Source organism: Sulfurovum iocasae (genome assembly GCF_047716765.1).
Lineage (GTDB): Bacteria > Campylobacterota > Campylobacteria > Campylobacterales > Sulfurovaceae > Sulfurovum.
Map to the genome: position 1 here is coordinate 273,677 of NZ_CP180410.1, position 16,789 is coordinate 290,465.

At 36.6% G+C, this 16,789-nt stretch carries 17 protein-coding genes; 16 read left to right on the forward strand and 1 reads right to left on the reverse strand.

Going from position 1 to position 16,789, the window contains the following annotated elements; all coding sequences use genetic code 11:
• Positions 1-20: 20 nt before the first annotated feature.
• Positions 21-1,043, reverse strand: a complete 1,023-nt coding sequence (gene mltB, locus ACLHDG_RS01415) for a lytic murein transglycosylase B (protein ID WP_415407210.1) — start codon at positions 1,041-1,043, stop codon at positions 21-23.
• A 169-nt stretch (positions 1,044-1,212) separates the two neighbouring features.
• Here mltB and ACLHDG_RS01420 point away from each other — a divergent pair, with 169 nt between their 5' ends.
• The 16 genes from ACLHDG_RS01420 (at position 1,213) to ACLHDG_RS01495 (ending at position 16,776) form a co-directional block, all read left to right on the forward strand.
• On the forward strand, positions 1,213-1,956 hold the full coding sequence (locus ACLHDG_RS01420) for a TonB family protein (protein ID WP_415407211.1): 744 nt from the start codon (positions 1,213-1,215) through the stop codon (positions 1,954-1,956).
• A gap of 93 nt (positions 1,957-2,049) precedes the next feature.
• Complete coding sequence (locus ACLHDG_RS01425) at positions 2,050-4,119, forward strand: TonB-dependent receptor (RefSeq protein WP_415407212.1); 2,070 nt, start codon at positions 2,050-2,052, stop codon at positions 4,117-4,119.
• A 303-nt stretch (positions 4,120-4,422) separates the two neighbouring features.
• Positions 4,423-7,017 carry a Sec-dependent nitrous-oxide reductase gene (nosZ, locus tag ACLHDG_RS01430; protein WP_415407213.1) on the forward strand — a complete coding sequence of 865 codons (2,595 nt, stop codon included), beginning with the start codon at positions 4,423-4,425 and terminating at the stop codon, positions 7,015-7,017.
• A 287-nt stretch (positions 7,018-7,304) separates the two neighbouring features.
• Positions 7,305-8,090: a cytochrome C gene (locus tag ACLHDG_RS01435; RefSeq protein WP_415407214.1), complete on the forward strand. Its 786-nt coding sequence runs from the start codon at positions 7,305-7,307 to the stop codon at positions 8,088-8,090.
• 52 nt (positions 8,091-8,142) lie between these two features.
• Entirely contained in the window at positions 8,143-9,360 is a 1,218-nt protein-coding gene (locus ACLHDG_RS01440; protein WP_415407215.1) for a nitrous oxide reductase family maturation protein NosD, read from the forward strand.
• A gap of 2 nt (positions 9,361-9,362) precedes the next feature.
• Entirely contained in the window at positions 9,363-10,103 is a 741-nt protein-coding gene (locus ACLHDG_RS01445; protein ID WP_415407216.1) for a 4Fe-4S dicluster domain-containing protein, read from the forward strand.
• A 9-nt stretch (positions 10,104-10,112) separates the two neighbouring features.
• Positions 10,113-10,754 carry a c-type cytochrome gene (locus tag ACLHDG_RS01450; protein ID WP_415407217.1) on the forward strand — a complete coding sequence of 214 codons (642 nt, stop codon included), beginning with the start codon at positions 10,113-10,115 and terminating at the stop codon, positions 10,752-10,754.
• A 2-nt stretch (positions 10,755-10,756) separates the two neighbouring features.
• A complete protein-coding gene (locus ACLHDG_RS01455) occupies positions 10,757-11,254 on the forward strand; it encodes a c-type cytochrome (protein WP_415407218.1) in 498 nt (165 codons plus the stop codon).
• A gap of 32 nt (positions 11,255-11,286) precedes the next feature.
• A complete protein-coding gene (locus tag ACLHDG_RS01460) occupies positions 11,287-12,192 on the forward strand; it encodes a NapH/MauN family ferredoxin-type protein (protein WP_415407219.1) in 906 nt (301 codons plus the stop codon).
• Positions 12,189-12,827, forward strand: coding sequence for an ABC transporter ATP-binding protein (locus ACLHDG_RS01465; protein WP_415407220.1), 639 nt, complete (start codon positions 12,189-12,191; stop codon positions 12,825-12,827). Before ACLHDG_RS01460 ends, ACLHDG_RS01465 begins: the two co-directional genes overlap by 4 nt.
• Positions 12,814-13,386, forward strand: a complete 573-nt coding sequence (locus ACLHDG_RS01470) for a hypothetical protein (protein ID WP_415407221.1) — start codon at positions 12,814-12,816, stop codon at positions 13,384-13,386. The genes ACLHDG_RS01465 and ACLHDG_RS01470 overlap by 14 nt, the downstream gene beginning before the upstream one ends.
• Positions 13,383-14,210 carry an ABC transporter permease gene (locus tag ACLHDG_RS01475; protein ID WP_415407222.1) on the forward strand — a complete coding sequence of 276 codons (828 nt, stop codon included), beginning with the start codon at positions 13,383-13,385 and terminating at the stop codon, positions 14,208-14,210. Before ACLHDG_RS01470 ends, ACLHDG_RS01475 begins: the two co-directional genes overlap by 4 nt.
• On the forward strand, positions 14,210-14,746 hold the full coding sequence (locus ACLHDG_RS01480) for a nitrous oxide reductase accessory protein NosL (protein WP_415407223.1): 537 nt from the start codon (positions 14,210-14,212) through the stop codon (positions 14,744-14,746). Before ACLHDG_RS01475 ends, ACLHDG_RS01480 begins: the two co-directional genes overlap by 1 nt.
• Before the next feature lies 1 nt (position 14,747).
• Positions 14,748-15,272: a PAS domain-containing protein gene (locus ACLHDG_RS01485; RefSeq protein WP_415407224.1), complete on the forward strand. Its 525-nt coding sequence runs from the start codon at positions 14,748-14,750 to the stop codon at positions 15,270-15,272.
• A 71-nt stretch (positions 15,273-15,343) separates the two neighbouring features.
• Positions 15,344-16,039: a nitrous oxide reductase accessory protein NosL gene (locus ACLHDG_RS01490; RefSeq protein ID WP_415407225.1), complete on the forward strand. Its 696-nt coding sequence runs from the start codon at positions 15,344-15,346 to the stop codon at positions 16,037-16,039.
• A 68-nt stretch (positions 16,040-16,107) separates the two neighbouring features.
• Positions 16,108-16,776 carry a nitrous oxide reductase accessory protein NosL gene (locus ACLHDG_RS01495; RefSeq protein ID WP_415407226.1) on the forward strand — a complete coding sequence of 223 codons (669 nt, stop codon included), beginning with the start codon at positions 16,108-16,110 and terminating at the stop codon, positions 16,774-16,776.
• The last annotated feature ends 13 nt before the right edge of the window (positions 16,777-16,789 follow it).

The following is a 16,789-nucleotide window of genomic DNA, read 5'->3' on the forward strand; positions in this document are numbered from 1 at the left end:
GGAGATAATAGATCAGTTCTCTATATTAGATTCTTCCCATAGGTTTTTTGATATTTGTTTTTGATACGCTGTGCCAGCTGATAAACAGCCATGGCATAATAGCTACTGTGGTTGTACCGGGTAATAGTGTAGAAATTTTTGGTTCCATACCAGAGTTCATCATAACTGGTACGTTTTAGTTTGATGAGATGCACTTTATCCTTATAACTAAATTTGTTTTTTGGTGTGATCCCTTTTAGGGAAGCTCTGTTGTATTTATGTTTATATCCGGTTTTTTTACTACGATACCGTGTCCCTGGGTAAGTAACCCTTGTGGCTACAGGCTCTCTTTTACGCCAGTTATGACGCTTGAGGTAGTAGGCGATACTCCCGATAGCATCAGAAGGATGATTCATCTGTTTTTTACCATCTTTATTAAAATCAACTACGAATGTCTTGTAATTGCTTGGCATAAATTGTCCCAGTCCTATTGCCCCAGCATACGATCCCATAACATTTTTTGGATTGACCTTCTCTCTACGGGTCATCAGGAGAAATTCTTTGAGTTCTGATCTGTAAAATCGTTTTCTTCGATTTTTTTCGAAAGCCAGTGTTGTCAAGGTATCAAATACAGGGAATTTACCCCTGTTCACACCATAGTGACTCTCTATACCAATGATCGCTATGATATATTCAGGTTGAACACCATATTTTTGATATGCTTTTAAAAGCGTATTACGATGCTTATGCATATAGGAAACACCTTTTGTTACCTTTGATTCTTTTAACAATATCTTTTCATACCTGTCCCATGAACCCTGTTTCTTACGTACTTTGTTTGAGGGTTTTACTTTGGGTCTTAGAGAAGGTACGTAAATTGCCAATGCTTTTTTTTGAAATCTAGCATGACTAAACAGCTTATTGAGTTCACTTCTACTGAACTTATATTTTTTAACCATCTGATCAATGAAAACACGGACTTCACGCTTCTTCGTATAATCTTTTGCCAGTAGTCCAGAGGTACAAATGAAAAAGAAGAGCAGTAACAATTTAAATTTTTTCATTTTCATCCTTATTTAGGGTGTTTAACAATATATTTTATTTTAGCAAGAGAACATCAACGGAATATAAATCAGGAATGTTTTATGGGTTCAATATATAAACCTTGATTTAAATTAACATTTTTTTAACATATTTTTGCTAGACTTCGAAAATCTAAACAAAAGGGATGTTGTGGTTAAACATCGTTATCTAATCTCCTTCTTTAGTACAACATTTTTTTACCTTCTGTTGGCTGGGACATATTTTTATGTACACTATCAGTATCTTATTGCAGACCAAAAACCACAAGACCAGACCATACACCTTTCCCTTTCTACCTGTGTTCCAGAAGTTGTACCTCCTGTGGAAGAACCTGAAGAGATAGAGAAAGAAGAACCTGTCGTTGAAGAAGAGATCATAGAAGAACCTGAGCCTGAACCTATCGTTGAAGAAAAGCCAATTCCAGAAAAGATCATACCAGAACCCATAGAACCAAAGATCATTCCTAAACCTGTGGTTGAAGAAATCAAAAAGAAACTTGTAGTTAAAAAGAAAGTGGTAAAGAAAAAGAAGGTCAAAAAGAAAGTAAAAAAAAGAGCACCATCAAAAACAACCAAAGGTGCTAAACAAACAGGTGTCGCACAAAAGAATGCTTCAGCCAAGAAAAATTTATTTCTTGCGAAGGTAAGACGCAAGATCAATCAGCATAAGAGTTATCCTAAAATAGCAAAAAGAAGAGGAATGCAGGGTAAAGTGAAAGTACGATTTACCATTCTTGCCAATGGCAATGTGGGACATATCTCTGTGCATGGACCAAAAGTATTTCATAACTCCGCAAGAAATGCGGTCAAAAGGGCTTTTCCTATAAGTACTAGAAATGTTCCTCTTTCACTCCCTACAAGTGTCAATTTGTTACTACGTTACCAACTTAAGTAAAATTTATATTAAATATAAGTTTTATATTCAATTAATTAACAGATTATTAACAAAAAAATGTAATACTGTCCAAAATAATTTGGAGGAGTTACAATGACAAGGATTAAAACAGGGATCTACCTCTCTTTGGCATGCGCGCTATCATTGCAAGCAGCACAAGTAGAGTTGGGGACTATAGACGTAGAAGCGAAAGTAGATACAGAGGTCATCAAAGATGTCCATGGAGAAGACATTAAGTCAGCAGACTTGGCAGAGGCACTTTTTAAGCAGTCACCAAGTATTTCACTCAGTAGAAGATCAGGTATTGCCAATGATATTCTTGTAAGAGGACAAAGAAAAGACAATATTAATGTGACGATAGATGGTACTAAAGTATGTGGGGCATGTCCAAACAGAATGGACCCACCTATCTCTCATGTATTGACGAACAATGTTGATTATATTGAGATCAATGAAGGTCCCTATAATGTAGAGGATTTTGGGGTATTGAGTGCAGATGTAAAGATACACACGATCAAACCAACTGACGAACTTGAAGGTGAAGTAAATCTTGGTATAGGAAGCTGGGGATACAAAAAAGCTGCTTTAAATGTTAGTGGTGCTATTACAGAAAATGTAAGGTTTTTACTTTCTGCTTCAACGGAAACAGGTGAGCAGTATGAAGATGGTGATGGTAATGATTTTGCAGGTCAGATCCAACGCGAGATCAATGATGGAAAGGCGCTTCCTGCTTTTCAATATCAAGATAGATACAAAGATATGGATGCTTTTGATAAAAAGACTGTGTTAGCAAAACTCTTTTGGAATATTACGGATAATCAAGAGCTAAGACTGAGTTATACCGCTAACAGAAGTGATAATATACTTTATCCATCATCTAAAATGGATGCTATTTATGATGATTCTGATATTTTCAATGTAGAGTATATTGCTAAAGATCTTGGTACATACTCTAAAGAGCTTTATGTGCAATTCTATCAGTCAGAAGTAGAACATCCTATGTCAACCGTCTATCGTAATGTTTCTCTTAATGATCCTGCTAATCCTGGTAATCCTAATGAAATGACACATGCATTAAGTACTAAAATGCAAGGAGCTAAGATCAAAAATAGTTTTGATCTTGATAATCATACTATTACTGCAGGTATTGACTACAGTTTAAGAAATTGGGATGGTGGATACTATAAGAATGGTAATGCCCATAAGGTTCCTATCAGTATTGACGATGTAGATACTGAAAATATTGCTTTATTTCTCAAAGATGAGATCAAGATGGATAAATTTGTCTTGGATCTTGGTCTAAGATATGACGATACTACGATCACTCCAGGTCATAATATAGTAAAACCAAAACCAATATCACAACCAGATAGAGAATACAATGAACTGAATGGTTATATTTTTGGAACGTATCATGCAGATACAAATACAAAATATTTTGCAGGTATTGGAAAATCATCAAGAGTACCTGATGCCAAAGAGCTCTATTGGATGAGTATGAAGAATACTCCTGTTGGAACAGATACTTTAGAAGCTACCATCAATTATGAGTTTGATATCGGGATCGAAAAGAAGTTTGACAATGCAACATTCAAAGCAAAAGCATTTTATAGTAAATTGGATGACTATATCGCTTATAACAGTGTTTTTGCTGCCAATCCAACTTTAGGTCAATATGAAAATGTAGATGCAACGATCTACGGGTTTGAACTAAGTGGTACATATATGGCTACGGCTGAGCTCTATTTTGATTATGGTATGGCATACCAAAGAGGAGAAAAAGATGATCCTCTTACGGGACAAACCGGAACAGATATGCCTGAGATACCACCATTTAAGTTCAACGCTGCTGCAAACTATGATTGGGATGAGAGCCTAACATTTAGAGCTGAACTGATCGCTTCTGATGAATGGACACATATTGATGAGGAAAATGGTGAACAACCGTTGGATGCTTATGCAGTCCTCAACCTTAAAGGAACAAAGAGATTTGGCCAGAACTTTGAACTGACTGTAGGTGTTGATAATGTGTTTGACAGTACCTATGCTGTATCAAATACCTATAAAGATCTGATTTTGATGCCAACAGGTCCAAATGATACTGTTATGCTGATGAATGAGCCGGGACGATATGTGTATACTAATCTAAGATATAAATTTTAGTATGCTTTCTGTAGGGTGGATTGTATCCACCCATTAAATGCTAAAAAGGTGGAATTCTTTCACCCTGCGATATAAAAAACTCTAAATATTCTCTATCTCTAAAAAACCATCAAATATATACAATTGTTAAATTAGTGTTAAATTATTGATGCAAATCAAGCTTAAGCCCCATTTTATTTAGTTATAATTAGGAGTGATTGATGATAATGATAAGTTTAAATTATTATCTTGACATTAAACGAGTGTTGATTTAAGGTAAAAATTTTTCCTTAAATCGGTTCTAAATTTTAAGGAGGAGAGAAAATGAATTACAAGTTAAATAAACTTTCATCTCTTATTCTGGGTTCTGCAATAGCTGCTTCAACAGCTTTTGGTGCAGGGACTTTAGAAAAAGTAATGAAAGAAAGAGGCTTAACGGAAAATGATATTATCCGTGCAGCGAAAACATATCTACCATCTGGTGGTAGAGATGAGTTCTTGGTCTTTAGTTCTGGTGGACAGAGTGGACAAATGATTGTTTATGGTGTTCCATCGATGAAGATCTTAAAGTATATCGCTGTATTTACACCTGAACCTTGGCAAGGGTATGGATTTGATGAAGAGAGTAAAAAGGTTTTAAGACAAGGTAATATCCGTGGTCGTGAAATCAATTGGGGAGATACTCATCACCCTGCACTTTCAGAAGTTGATGGAAAATATGATGGTAAATGGTTAGTAATTAATGATAAAGCCAATCCAAGACTTGGTGTTATTAGTTTAGGAGATTTTGAAACTACACAAATTGTTGTGAATCCAGTGTTTAAATCAGCTCATGGTGGAGCTTTCTTTACTCAAAACTCTGAATATATCATTGAAGCGTGTCAATATGCTGCTCCATTTGATAACAACTACCACCCGATCGAAGACTACAAAGAGACTTACCGTGGTGGTTCTACTATGTGGAAATTCGATTCAAAAATCGGTCGTATTATAGAGAAAGACTCATTCACAATTGAGATGCCTCCATATATGCAAGATTTATCTGATGCAGGTAAAGGTGTTTCTCATGGTTGGGGTTTCACTAACTCATTTAACGCTGAAATGTATACAGGGGGTATCGAAGTTGGTATGCCACCAAATGAAGCTGGTATGAGTAGATTTGATACTGACTTTTTACATGTATATAACTGGGAAAAGTTAGCTAAACTTGCTGAAGATCCTAAAAATGTAGAAGTGATTAATGGTCATAGAGTTATTCCTATGGAAGTATCTATTGCCAACGAAGCACTTTTCCTCATTCCTGAGCCAAAATCACCACACGGTGTTGATGTATCTCCAGATGGTGAATATATCACAGTTTGTGGTAAGCTGGATACACATGCATCTGTTTATAAATGGAGCAAAATCAAAGCTTTGATTGATGCCAAAAAGTATGTAGGAAAAGACCCTTACGGTATACCTATTCTTGATATGAAAGAGTCTCTACATGGTCAGGTTGAGTTGGGTCTCGGGCCTTTACATAACCAGTACTCTAATGTAGATGGTGAGATCTATACTTCACTTTATGTTGATAGTCAAATTGTAAAATGGAACTATAAAACACTGAAAGTACTTGATAAAGAGAATGTTCACTATAACGTTGGACACCTTTGTGGTATGGAAGGTAAATCTGCTGACCCTCAAGGGAAATATATTATTTCATTGAATAAATTGGCGATCGATAGATTCCAAAATGTTGGACCATTGCACCCACAAAATCACCAGTTGATCGATATACGTGGTAAAACAATGGATCTTCTTTATGATATGCCAATTCCTTTAGGTGAACCTCACCAAGCGGTTGCTATACGTGTAGAGAAGTTACACCCGCATGTTAGATATCCAATGGGTACGAACTCAAGAACAGGCGAGATACATGTTGGTAAAACTTTAGCCGGTCAAGAGAGAATTGTAAGAGAAGGAAACAAGGTTAGTGTATATGCTACGATGGTACGTTCTCACATCAACCCTGAAAGAATTACCGTAAATAAAGGTGATGAAGTAACTATGTACTTAACAAACCTCGAGAGAGCACAAGATGAGACTCACGGATTTACAGTGGATCATTATAATGTACACGCTTCTCTAGAGCCAGGTGAAACTGGAAGTATTAAATTTACTGCTGATATTGAGGGTGTTTTCCCTTACTATTGTACAGAATTCTGTTCTGCACTTCACTTGGAGATGATGGGTTACCTTATGGTTAAAGACCCTAATAAAAAGTATGTGTCTGCACAAAGACTTAAAATGAAAACTATGACTCCAGAAGAGTTAAAAGCTGAGTATGACAAAACCGTAGCTGTGAACACTGCTACACAAGCTGTTATTGACTCTGTTGTTAAGTTCTTGAAAGATAACAAATTTGATGAGCACAAAGTTGTTGCTGATCTTGTAACAGATGCGTTTGATCAAGCAGGTCAAATTCCAGCACAGAAAAAACTTGCTGATGAAGCAGTTGCAGCTGGTGATATGGAAAAAGCGATCCTCTTTGAAAACATGATCTGGCAGCTTATGGTTAAAACTGCAGATGTTGGTATTAGAGCGAAAGATACACTAGTGAGTAAGATCGCTACTCAAAAATCTTCTGCAGCACAAGCTGGAGAGAGAGCCTTTGATGAAGGTGGATGTTCTGGTTGTCACGTTGTAGGTAAAGTATCTTCAGGTCCAGACTTGACAGGTGTACTACAAAGACATGAAGATGGTGAGAAATGGGTTGCTGACTTTATCTTGAACCCTGAGCACAAATTTGAAGACCCATATGTTAAAGGTATGATAGATTACTTTAATCTTAAAATGCCTAATCAACATATGACTAAAGAAGAGACTAAAGATATTATTGAATACTTTAAATGGATTGACGAAAACGCCAACCTATTTTAGAACACCAAATGGGCGAAGCCCATCTTGGCTACGCTAGACGCTGAGTCTGCTTCAGCAGCAGGCTCATGTGACTAGTCACATAATATCTTTCTCGAAAAGATACCAAAGGGTTTTTTAGCCCTTTGATAGATATATTTACTTCCTATATAACTTATAGTAATCTTTCTAATTTATAATCATTGACTATTATTTTCCATAACTTAAACTGCATTTTATTGATGTGACTCAATTGTTTTTACACACTCTTTAGCTATAATCATTACAGTTTATTCCACAAAGGAGAATATATGCATCCAAGTTTTATAAAAGCCAAGGTTTTTGCCGCTTTAGCATTAGTAATATTGACATTTGCTTTTACACTTCCTATGATCACATTTCATGGGACATTGAATCAAATACATGAGGGTAAAAGTGATGAGGTTTCATCACTTTCAGCAAAAGTTTGGAATCTTTATAATCAAGGTAGATACAAGTCTGTCACAACAGATAAAGAGGCACATAATGACTTGATGAAGATGATTAGTACATCTGCAGAGATAGGTGTAGCATCTTTACCGATCTGGGCAGTTTCACTAGAAGCACCTAATTATCCAAAAGAAGCGTTTCCTGAGGGTATTCCAGTCTTTTTCCATTTTGACGGATTTTCTGGTGAAGTACATGAGATGAATACCATTAACCACTATGTAGGGATGGATCCTATGTATGTAGGGGGTCAATATGAGCGTGAGATCGGCATCTATGCATTGTTGTTGTTATCTCTGATAATGATTTTATTCATAGCCTATAATGCCAAGATCTTTTCTTTGGGTATGTTGATCCCTATCTCTTTACCATTGCTATTCTTAGCGGATTACTCTTACTGGCTCTATTGGTTTGGGCATAATCTTCATGATTGGGGTGCCTTTAAGATCAAACCATTTATGCCAACAGTATTTGGTGATGGAAAGATCGCACAGTTTACTACTCATTCGTATCCAACAATAGGTTTCTATCTGTTATTGGCTATCAGTATTTTAAGTCTTCTTGCTTTTTTTGCTAAGCAGAAGGCATTGAAAGAAACAGAAGCAAAATAATGTAGGAGTCCCCCTTGTGGGTACCCTTGGGTTCAATATAAAGGTTTGAAGTTTGATTAGATCATCTGTCATTTTTTTCTTATCATTGTTTACTTTTCTAAATGCTAATGCACTCCAGGATGCCATAGATAATGCACCGGAAGGGGCAATTTTAAAATTGCCCGCAGGTGTCTATAAAGGTGGTATCATTATCAATAAGCCTCTAACCATTATAGGTAAAGAGGATGGTGTGATCATTGATGGTGAAGGCAAAGGAACTGTCATTGCTGTAAAAAGCTCTTATGTGACACTTAAAAATCTTAGAGTAACAAACAGTGGCAGTTTGCATCATCAACTTGATGCCGGTATCACCATAGCAGATGCTAAGCAATGTGAGATCAGTGACTGTGTTATAGATGACTGTCTCTTTGGTATTGATATGCAGATGGTGAGTAACTCCATAGTATCAAATAATTTCATTACTTCAAAAGATCTGGATCTGGGTCTTAGAGGAGATGGATTAAGGCTTTGGTATAGTAATGATAATCTTATAAAGAAAAATTCTCTCATAAAGTCTCGTGACATGGTTGTATGGTACTCTCATGGTAATCTTATCGAAGAGAATTATGGTGAGTATTGCAGGTATTCTCTGCATTTTATGTATGCAGGCAAGAACTTTGTGAGAAATAATGAATACAAGTTTAACTCTGTAGGTATCTTTTTTATGTACTCCAAAGATACTGTGGCTACAGGAAATGTGGTCAAAAGTTCTTTGGGTGCTACAGGTATGGGAATCGGGCTGAAAGATGTTTCGAACTTTACCCTTAAAAATAATACGGTCATCTATAATGCACAAGGAATCTACATAGACAGATCTCCTTTTGAACCTGATACGAATAACTGGATCATAGGTAATAATATTCTTTACAACTCAGAAGCACTGCATTTTCACTCACTGTCTGAAAATAATATCATTAAAGATAATACCATCATGGGAAATATCGAAGATATAGTCAATGACAGTAGAGGAAGTAAAACCAATGAAAATGAGATCGTAGGAAATTATTGGGATAACTATGAAGGATTTGATAAAGATGGTGATAATATAGGTGATACACCACATAAAGTGTATCAGTATGCTGATCAGCTTTGGGTCTATAACCCTGATGTAAAGTTTTTTTACGGATCACCTGTGATCTCACTCTTGAATTTTTTAGCAAAACTGGCTCCATTTTCAAAGCCGCTTTTTTTGCTTGAAGATGAAAAACCAAAAGTAAAATTGGAAGGTTAAATATGGCAAAGGTAAAAACAGACAGAAGAGAGTTTGTCAAGTATTCAACGTTAGGAATATTAGGTGCTGTTTTAGCGGGTGGTTTTGTGTTTTCTCCGCAAGCTGTCAAGGCAGAAAATAGACTAAGACCTCCGGGTGCAGTAGAAGAAGATAGATTTTTGGCACTCTGTATTAAATGTGGACAGTGTCTTCAAGTCTGTCCTTACCACTCTATCAAGTTGGCAGATATAGGTATGGGGCATGGTGTAGGTTCACCGTACATTGATGCAACTGAGCGTGGCTGTTATGCCTGTTCTGCTGTGCCTTGTGTCTTAGCCTGTCCTTCCGGAGCACTTGACCATCACTGTGAGAAACCTGAAGATATCCATATGGGTATTGCGGTGTTGGAGTTTCCGGACAGATGTTTGGCAACAAGCAATACCCCTGTTCCTGCAGGATACAATAGATTTATGCATGCCTTTACGGATGCTCAGAGAAATGTAACCAATTTAGAGAGAGAACTTTTAGAAAAACTTGAGGGGTATGAAGGAAAACAGTGTACACTCTGTGCAGATGTCTGTCCTATCCCTAATCCTCTTTCTGCCATTGCAATGGTACCGGATAAAAATGGTGGTAAAAGACCAGAGATCTATGATGGATGTATAGGTTGTGGTGCCTGTGAAGAGGTATGCCCGACCAATACAGCATCCATTGTAGTAAAACCAAGAGTAACCTATGATGAACAATATAAAAATAAAAGTTAGGAGAATAAGATGAGAAAGATTACAATACTATCAACTTTAGTTTCTAGCATAGTGTTAGTCTCTTTGTTAACAGCTTGTGGTGAAGATAAACCTAAAGAACAAGCTACTAAGAAAGAGCAGAGAACAGCTGCTGTAACAAAGGCTGCATCAACGGATGCAACACCGCAGATTGAAGTAGTAGCAAGTGAAAACATAAAAGAGATAAAAGTTAAAGAAAAAACAACGGATAAGGCACAAAGTAAATCTTACTACTACGATTACAATATCAAAAGCGAGTATGATGAGCATTCCAGACCTGCCAATGTAGATGCTGCAGTACGTGCAAAACCAAGAACAGCTATTGATGCCAATATGAATATCAGAAGTCCTTATGAAGAGGTGCAGCTCTCACTTTTAGTTGGTAAGCTTAGTAAAGAGTTTATTGTGAAGTGTTCAGCTTGTCATAGTGATTATGCCAATGGCGTAATAGGTCCCTCGTTACTTGGAAAAAATTCTAATGAGATCTTTGATGCGATCGCAGCATTTAAAAGCGGTGAGAAAACAAATGTATTGATGGATGATCTTATCAAAATGATGAGTGAGGATGAGATCAGAAAATTGGCAGATGAGATTTATACATTTAATGAAAAAATAAAAGAGGCAAGGAAATAAAAATGAAGAATATTATAGTTGGGCTGCTCACAGTTGTTATAATTGGCTTAATGGGATATACCTTTATGGGTGGTGGTGCGTATCATGGTGGTGAATATGGTAAAGTCATAGAAGACTTTGGTGATACAATGACAGCTGGTAAAACGGTAGCTATTGAAGAGAAAGATGATAGAAAAAAAGAGATGGACAAACTCAGTGCTCTTAGAGATAAAGCAGGTAGTGCAGGGGCATTTAAAGTCAGTAATGAGTATAAAAGTAAATGTGCCTCTTGTCATGGTGTAAATGGTTCAGGTATGCAAAATGGTAAACCAATGATGGGACCTAAGATCTTTGGACAGAGCGCAGAGAAGCTTTATAAAGATCTGGTTGAGTTCAAGTCAGGCAGAAAAGAAAATGTAGTCATGAAAGGTCTTTTGATACCATTGAGTGAAGAAGATCTAAAAAGATTAGCAGATGAGATAGGTGAGTTCCCGGCTAGAGCTGAAGCTGCTAAACAGTAGTACAAAAATAGCAATAATAGAGGAAGTGTAAGATGGATAAGTATAACAACAGAGAGACCATAAGCAAAACCACTTTTTGGTCTACTTTTTTTGATGTTACCAAAGAGGGTAAAAAAAAGTTCAGCTATCGGATGAAAAGATGGATACTGGTGATCGCTATCCACTTACTTTTCTTTTTATCTTTTTTTATTGATATTCAAACACTTGAAGGAACATTGAATGGTTCAAGATTTTTAGGGTTCCACCTTATTGATGTGTATACGAGCATGCAACTCTATCTTTCTACTTTCGAGTTACCTATCAATGTTATTATTGGTACCGTAACCATCATACTTTTATATATGTTGGTTGGGGGTCGAAGTTACTGTGCCTGGGTATGTCCTTATGGACTACTGAGTGAAATAGCTGAAAAATGGCATGATACACTCGTAGCTAAAAAGATCATTAAAAGCAGAAAATTTGACCATAGAATTCGACATATCTTCTGGGCTATTTTTCTTATACTTTCATTTACAAGTGGATACCTGGTTTTTGAAACCTTTAACGTGGTAGGAATACTCAGTAGAATGATCGCATACGGATGGAGTTTGGCATTTATCTGGGTTGTTGTAGTATTTGCACTTGAAGTCTTTTTCTCCAGACGTGCCTGGTGTACTTATATCTGCCCTATTGGTACTACGTATGGGTACATAGGAAAAGTTTCTGCTCTAAGAGTAGAGTGGAATGATAACTGTGACCACTGTATGGTATGTCATGATGTTTGTTTTGAAAATCAGGTTTTAGAGATCGTTAAAGCAAAGTATGATAAACAAAGAGAAGAGAAAGGCATCACAAATGAGTATATTACAGGTGCGGACTGTACACTTTGTGGTAGATGTATCGATGTATGTCATACGGATGCACTTAAATTTGACTTTAGACTAAAAGGATTAGTGTGATTAAAGTTATCAATTTAAGTAAAAAGTTTGGTTCACACCTTTCCCTTGACTCTGTCAATATTGAATTTAATCTCAATGACTCTGTGGCGCTTATGGGCGCTAATGGAGCAGGAAAAACTACATTGATACGTTCTATTCTTGGCTATTACCACCCAAATACTGGTGGAGTTCGTGTAAATGGTCTAGACCCTATTAAAGAGCGTACGGAAGTGTTAAAACATGTTAGTTTTGTGCCTCAGCTTCCTCCTCCTATTAAGTTGAGTGTGAGTGAACTCATCTCTTATGTTTGTAAAAGTTCAGGGGTTGATGAAAGACGTATCTATCATTATTCCAATGAGATGAAGTTTGATATAAGATCAAACCTTAGCAAATCTTTTTTCAAACTCTCCGGTGGGATGAAACAGAAGCTTCTTATTGCTATATCTCTTGCAAAAGAGAGTGAGATCGTTATCTATGATGAGCCTACGGCAAACCTTGACCCAAAAGCCAGAGAAGATTTTTATACACTTATTCAAGAGAGTAAAAAAGAGAAATTGGCACTTTTTGTCACACACCGTATAGAAGAAGTGCAACAGATCGTGAATCGTCAAGTCTATATGGATATGGGAAAGATAGTCTCTGATGAAAAGCTTTAAATTACTTACTATTAATAGGACGCAAAAGAGGCAAAGCCACTTTAGCTACGTTAACACTGAGTTTGCTTCAGCAGCAGGCTCACGTACAGTAAGCCGTACTATTTGTGAGTTTTTATTGATGGTTCTATTTCTTAGTACTATAACAGGCTGTGAAAAAAAGAGTCCTACAGAGATGCGTGATGTACACTGGGATAGAGATATGTGTGTGCGCTGCAAAATGGTTGTCAGTGACAGACATCATGCTGTACAGGTTATCAACACGGTCAATGGCAGGTCATATATGTATGATGATATTGGCTGTGTTGTGTTGTGGTTTGATGATGAAAAGATCGATTGGGCTCCAAAAGCAAAGATCTGGATCACAGATATTAAAACAGGAAAGTGGATCGATGCACGAACTGCACTCTATGATACGCATAATATCACTCCTATGGCTTATGGTTTTGGTGCTCATGAGAACAATAGCACCATTAAAGTAGGTGAAGAGATCATAGACTTTACAGAAGTAAGCAAACGTATCTTTGAAATAGAAGAAAATAAAAACAGGAAAGCATATTGAAGAATTTATTATTAATCGCCTATCTTGACCTTAAAGAGTCTATACGGGCCAATTGGTTTATTGTCTATTCACTGGTATTTGGTGGGTTGATCGCACTCTTTTTTATCGCAGGGATCACTGAATCACAAGTGATGGGATTTTCTGGTTTGAGCAGACTGTTACTGATGTATATTCAGGTAACGATCGTTATTTTACCTATCTTTATACTCATTACTACAGTACGTTCCATATCGGGTGACAGAGACAGCCATATTTTGGAGTATATGCTCTCTTTCCCTATTTCACTCAAGCAGTATTACTGGGGTAAAGTCTTCGGGCGTTTTATTACCGTATTTTTGCCTGTGTTCATGGCAATGGTATTTGCGATCCTCTATGGTATGTATAAGGGTGCAGAGGTGCCTTTAGGTCTCTTCTTCCTTTATACAGGACTGCTTTTTGCGATGAGTTCAGCATTTTTGGGGATAGCTTTTTTTATCTCTTCTATTGTAAAATCATCAGAAATGGCATTGGGTATCTCATTTTTTATATGGATATTTTTACTGGCATTTATTGATATCGCGCTTATATCATTGATGATGCAGCAGCGTATGAATGCGGAGTTGATCATTGGTATCGCTATGATCAACCCTATGGAGATATTTAGAGTAGCCGCCATCTCACTTTTTGACCCGGAACTCACCGTGATGGGACCGGTAGCATTTTATATACTCGATATGATGAGTCAAAAAGTCTTTGTGTTTATCTCTATTGTCTATCCACTTCTTTTAGGGATACTCTTTGCCTCTTTAGGCTTTAAAATATTTGAAAAAAAGGACTTGGTATAATGAAACTGTTCACTGTATTACTTTTTATAACTTCACTGCTGTTGGCTGATACGCCTGTTAAAAACCTAGGTAATGATAAGCCAGTTAATGAAAAACCATTTAATGCACCAGCATTTTACACGATGGATTTTGATAAAAATACAACATGTTTGGTAAGACATTTCAAAGTCTATAAAGACCCAAAGTGGGTAGCTAAGATCAAAGTAAGAAGTGGACAAACCGTCTATTTTTCCAGCCCAAAATCGATGTTTGAATTTTATCACAGACCGGGCAAATGGTTTGATGTGGGTGTAAAAAGTGAGAGAGATTTTGCTGAGATCGTTGTAACGGACTATGAGACTTTAAAACCTATCAATGCAGAAACAGCCTTTTTTGTATATGGAAGCAGAGCTACCTCACCATCGGGTGATGACTTGGTGCCTTTGGCAACAAAAGAAGCAGCGGAGAAGTTTTCAAAAGCGTATAGCGGAAAAAGAATTTTCAAGTTTGATGAAGTGTCGGATGCCCTTATCAGACTATTAAATGGAAGGATTTAAGATGCAAAAACCTACACCAATAGATGAAGAGATACAACTTGATCCAAAGCGGTACATCGTAAGTGAAACGGATGAAAAAGGGAAAATTACCTTTTGTAATGATTATTTTATGGAAGTCAGTGGCTACAATCAAGAGGAGCTCATAGGTAAACCTCACAGTATCGTACGTCACCCCGATATGCCGAAGGTTGTTTTTAAACTTTTATGGGAGACGATATCTCAAGGTAAAAATATCAATGCTGTGGTTAAGAATCTTGCTAAAGATGGACGATACTACTGGATATTTACCGAGTTTGAATCAAGAAGAGATAATGATACAGGTGAGATCATAGGTTATCACGCAGCAAGAAAAGCAATTTCAAAACATGTGATCGAGATTATTGCTGATCTGTACGCTACACTTTTAGAGATAGAAAAAAATGAGGGTATTGAAGCTTCAGAAAAATATCTTATATCATTTCTGAAAGAGAAGGGTGATGACATAGAGTTTTCTAACATTATGGAAGAAATTCACAGGTTTTATTAGAAAGTTAAATATTTAACATAAAATTAACATTAATAGATTATCATAGGTTATCAAAAACATAAGGAAATAAAATGAAAAAGATTCTACTAACACTTCTGGCACTCGGTACTTTGGCAACATTTGCACAAGCAGAGGAAGCTAAACCTAAGAAAATGATGAAAATGTTCCAAACAGTTCCTGCAGGACAAGCAACCATACTTCAAGAGGGTAAAGCTAAAATGTTCTGCCCGGAATGTGGAATGACTTTGCCTATGTTCTATAAAACAAATCATGCAGCAACTGTAGATGGAAAAGTAAAACAGTATTGTTCTATCCATTGTATTGTTGAAGATACTCAAAAAGGGTCTAAACTTACAGATATTAAAGTGGTAGATGTAACAAGTCTTAAATTTATCGCTGCAGATAAAGCTTCTTATGTAGTTGGATCTGCTAAAAAAGGTACGATGACCATGGTAAGTAAATATGCTTTTGCAAACAAAGCTGATGCAGAAGCGTTTGCCAAAGCAAATGGTGGTAAAGTAGTTGATTATAATGGTGCATATAAAGCAGCAGAGGACGATTTTGCGAAAGACAGCAAAATGGTTGCTAAAAAGCAAGCTATGATGGCACAAAAAGGTGAAATGATGTATGGTAAAATGTGTCAAAAGACAGATAAGAAATTTGCTACTACAGCTGAAGCTAAAGCATTTATCGTTGAAAACAAACTTTGTAAAGATCTGAATCCTAAGCAGATGCAAGCAGTAGGACTTTATTTAAAAAGTAGATAAGTACTCAACTCTTCCCTCGTTACCACGGATGTCGTGGTAACACACATCACTTCAATAGGCTAAAATATATGACAAAAATATTATTTATATCACTATTTCTCACTGGATCACTTTTTGCTAACGAGTTAAGTTTAGCAAAGATAGTTAAACTCTCAAATAAAGGTGAAAAGATAGTTAAGACCCTTTGTGACTCTAAAAAACTTCCTTCTGCCCAAGGAACGATCGAGCAATTGATGGAAAAGATCAAAACATCCGGGGCCTGTCCTCCTCTTTCCAAATCCAAGTTAGAAGCTGTTGCCTATTATGTGAGTAATGGCAGTATGAAGTTGGCGGGTAAACATATAGATGTTCCAACTAAGGCAAAATGTCCTGTGTGTGGTATGTTTGTAAGTAAGTATCCTAAATGGGCAGCACGCATAAAGCATGATGATAAAAACTACTATTTTGACGGTGTTAAAGATATGATGAAATATTATATCTTTGATGGAGATTTTCCTTACGATCGTGGTCATATTTCTGAAATAACTGTCAGTGATTATTATACACTCGAAGAAATTTCTGCCAAAGACGCAACGTATGTGCTGGATTCAGATGTTTTTGGACCGATGGGCCGTGAACTCATACCTTTTAAAAGTAAAAAGAGTGCTAAAGCATTTATGGATGATCATAATGGTAAAGCCATGGTAAAGTTTGATGAAATAACCGATAAAATGGTGATGGCATTAGATGGGCTTTAACATTAAGCATTGA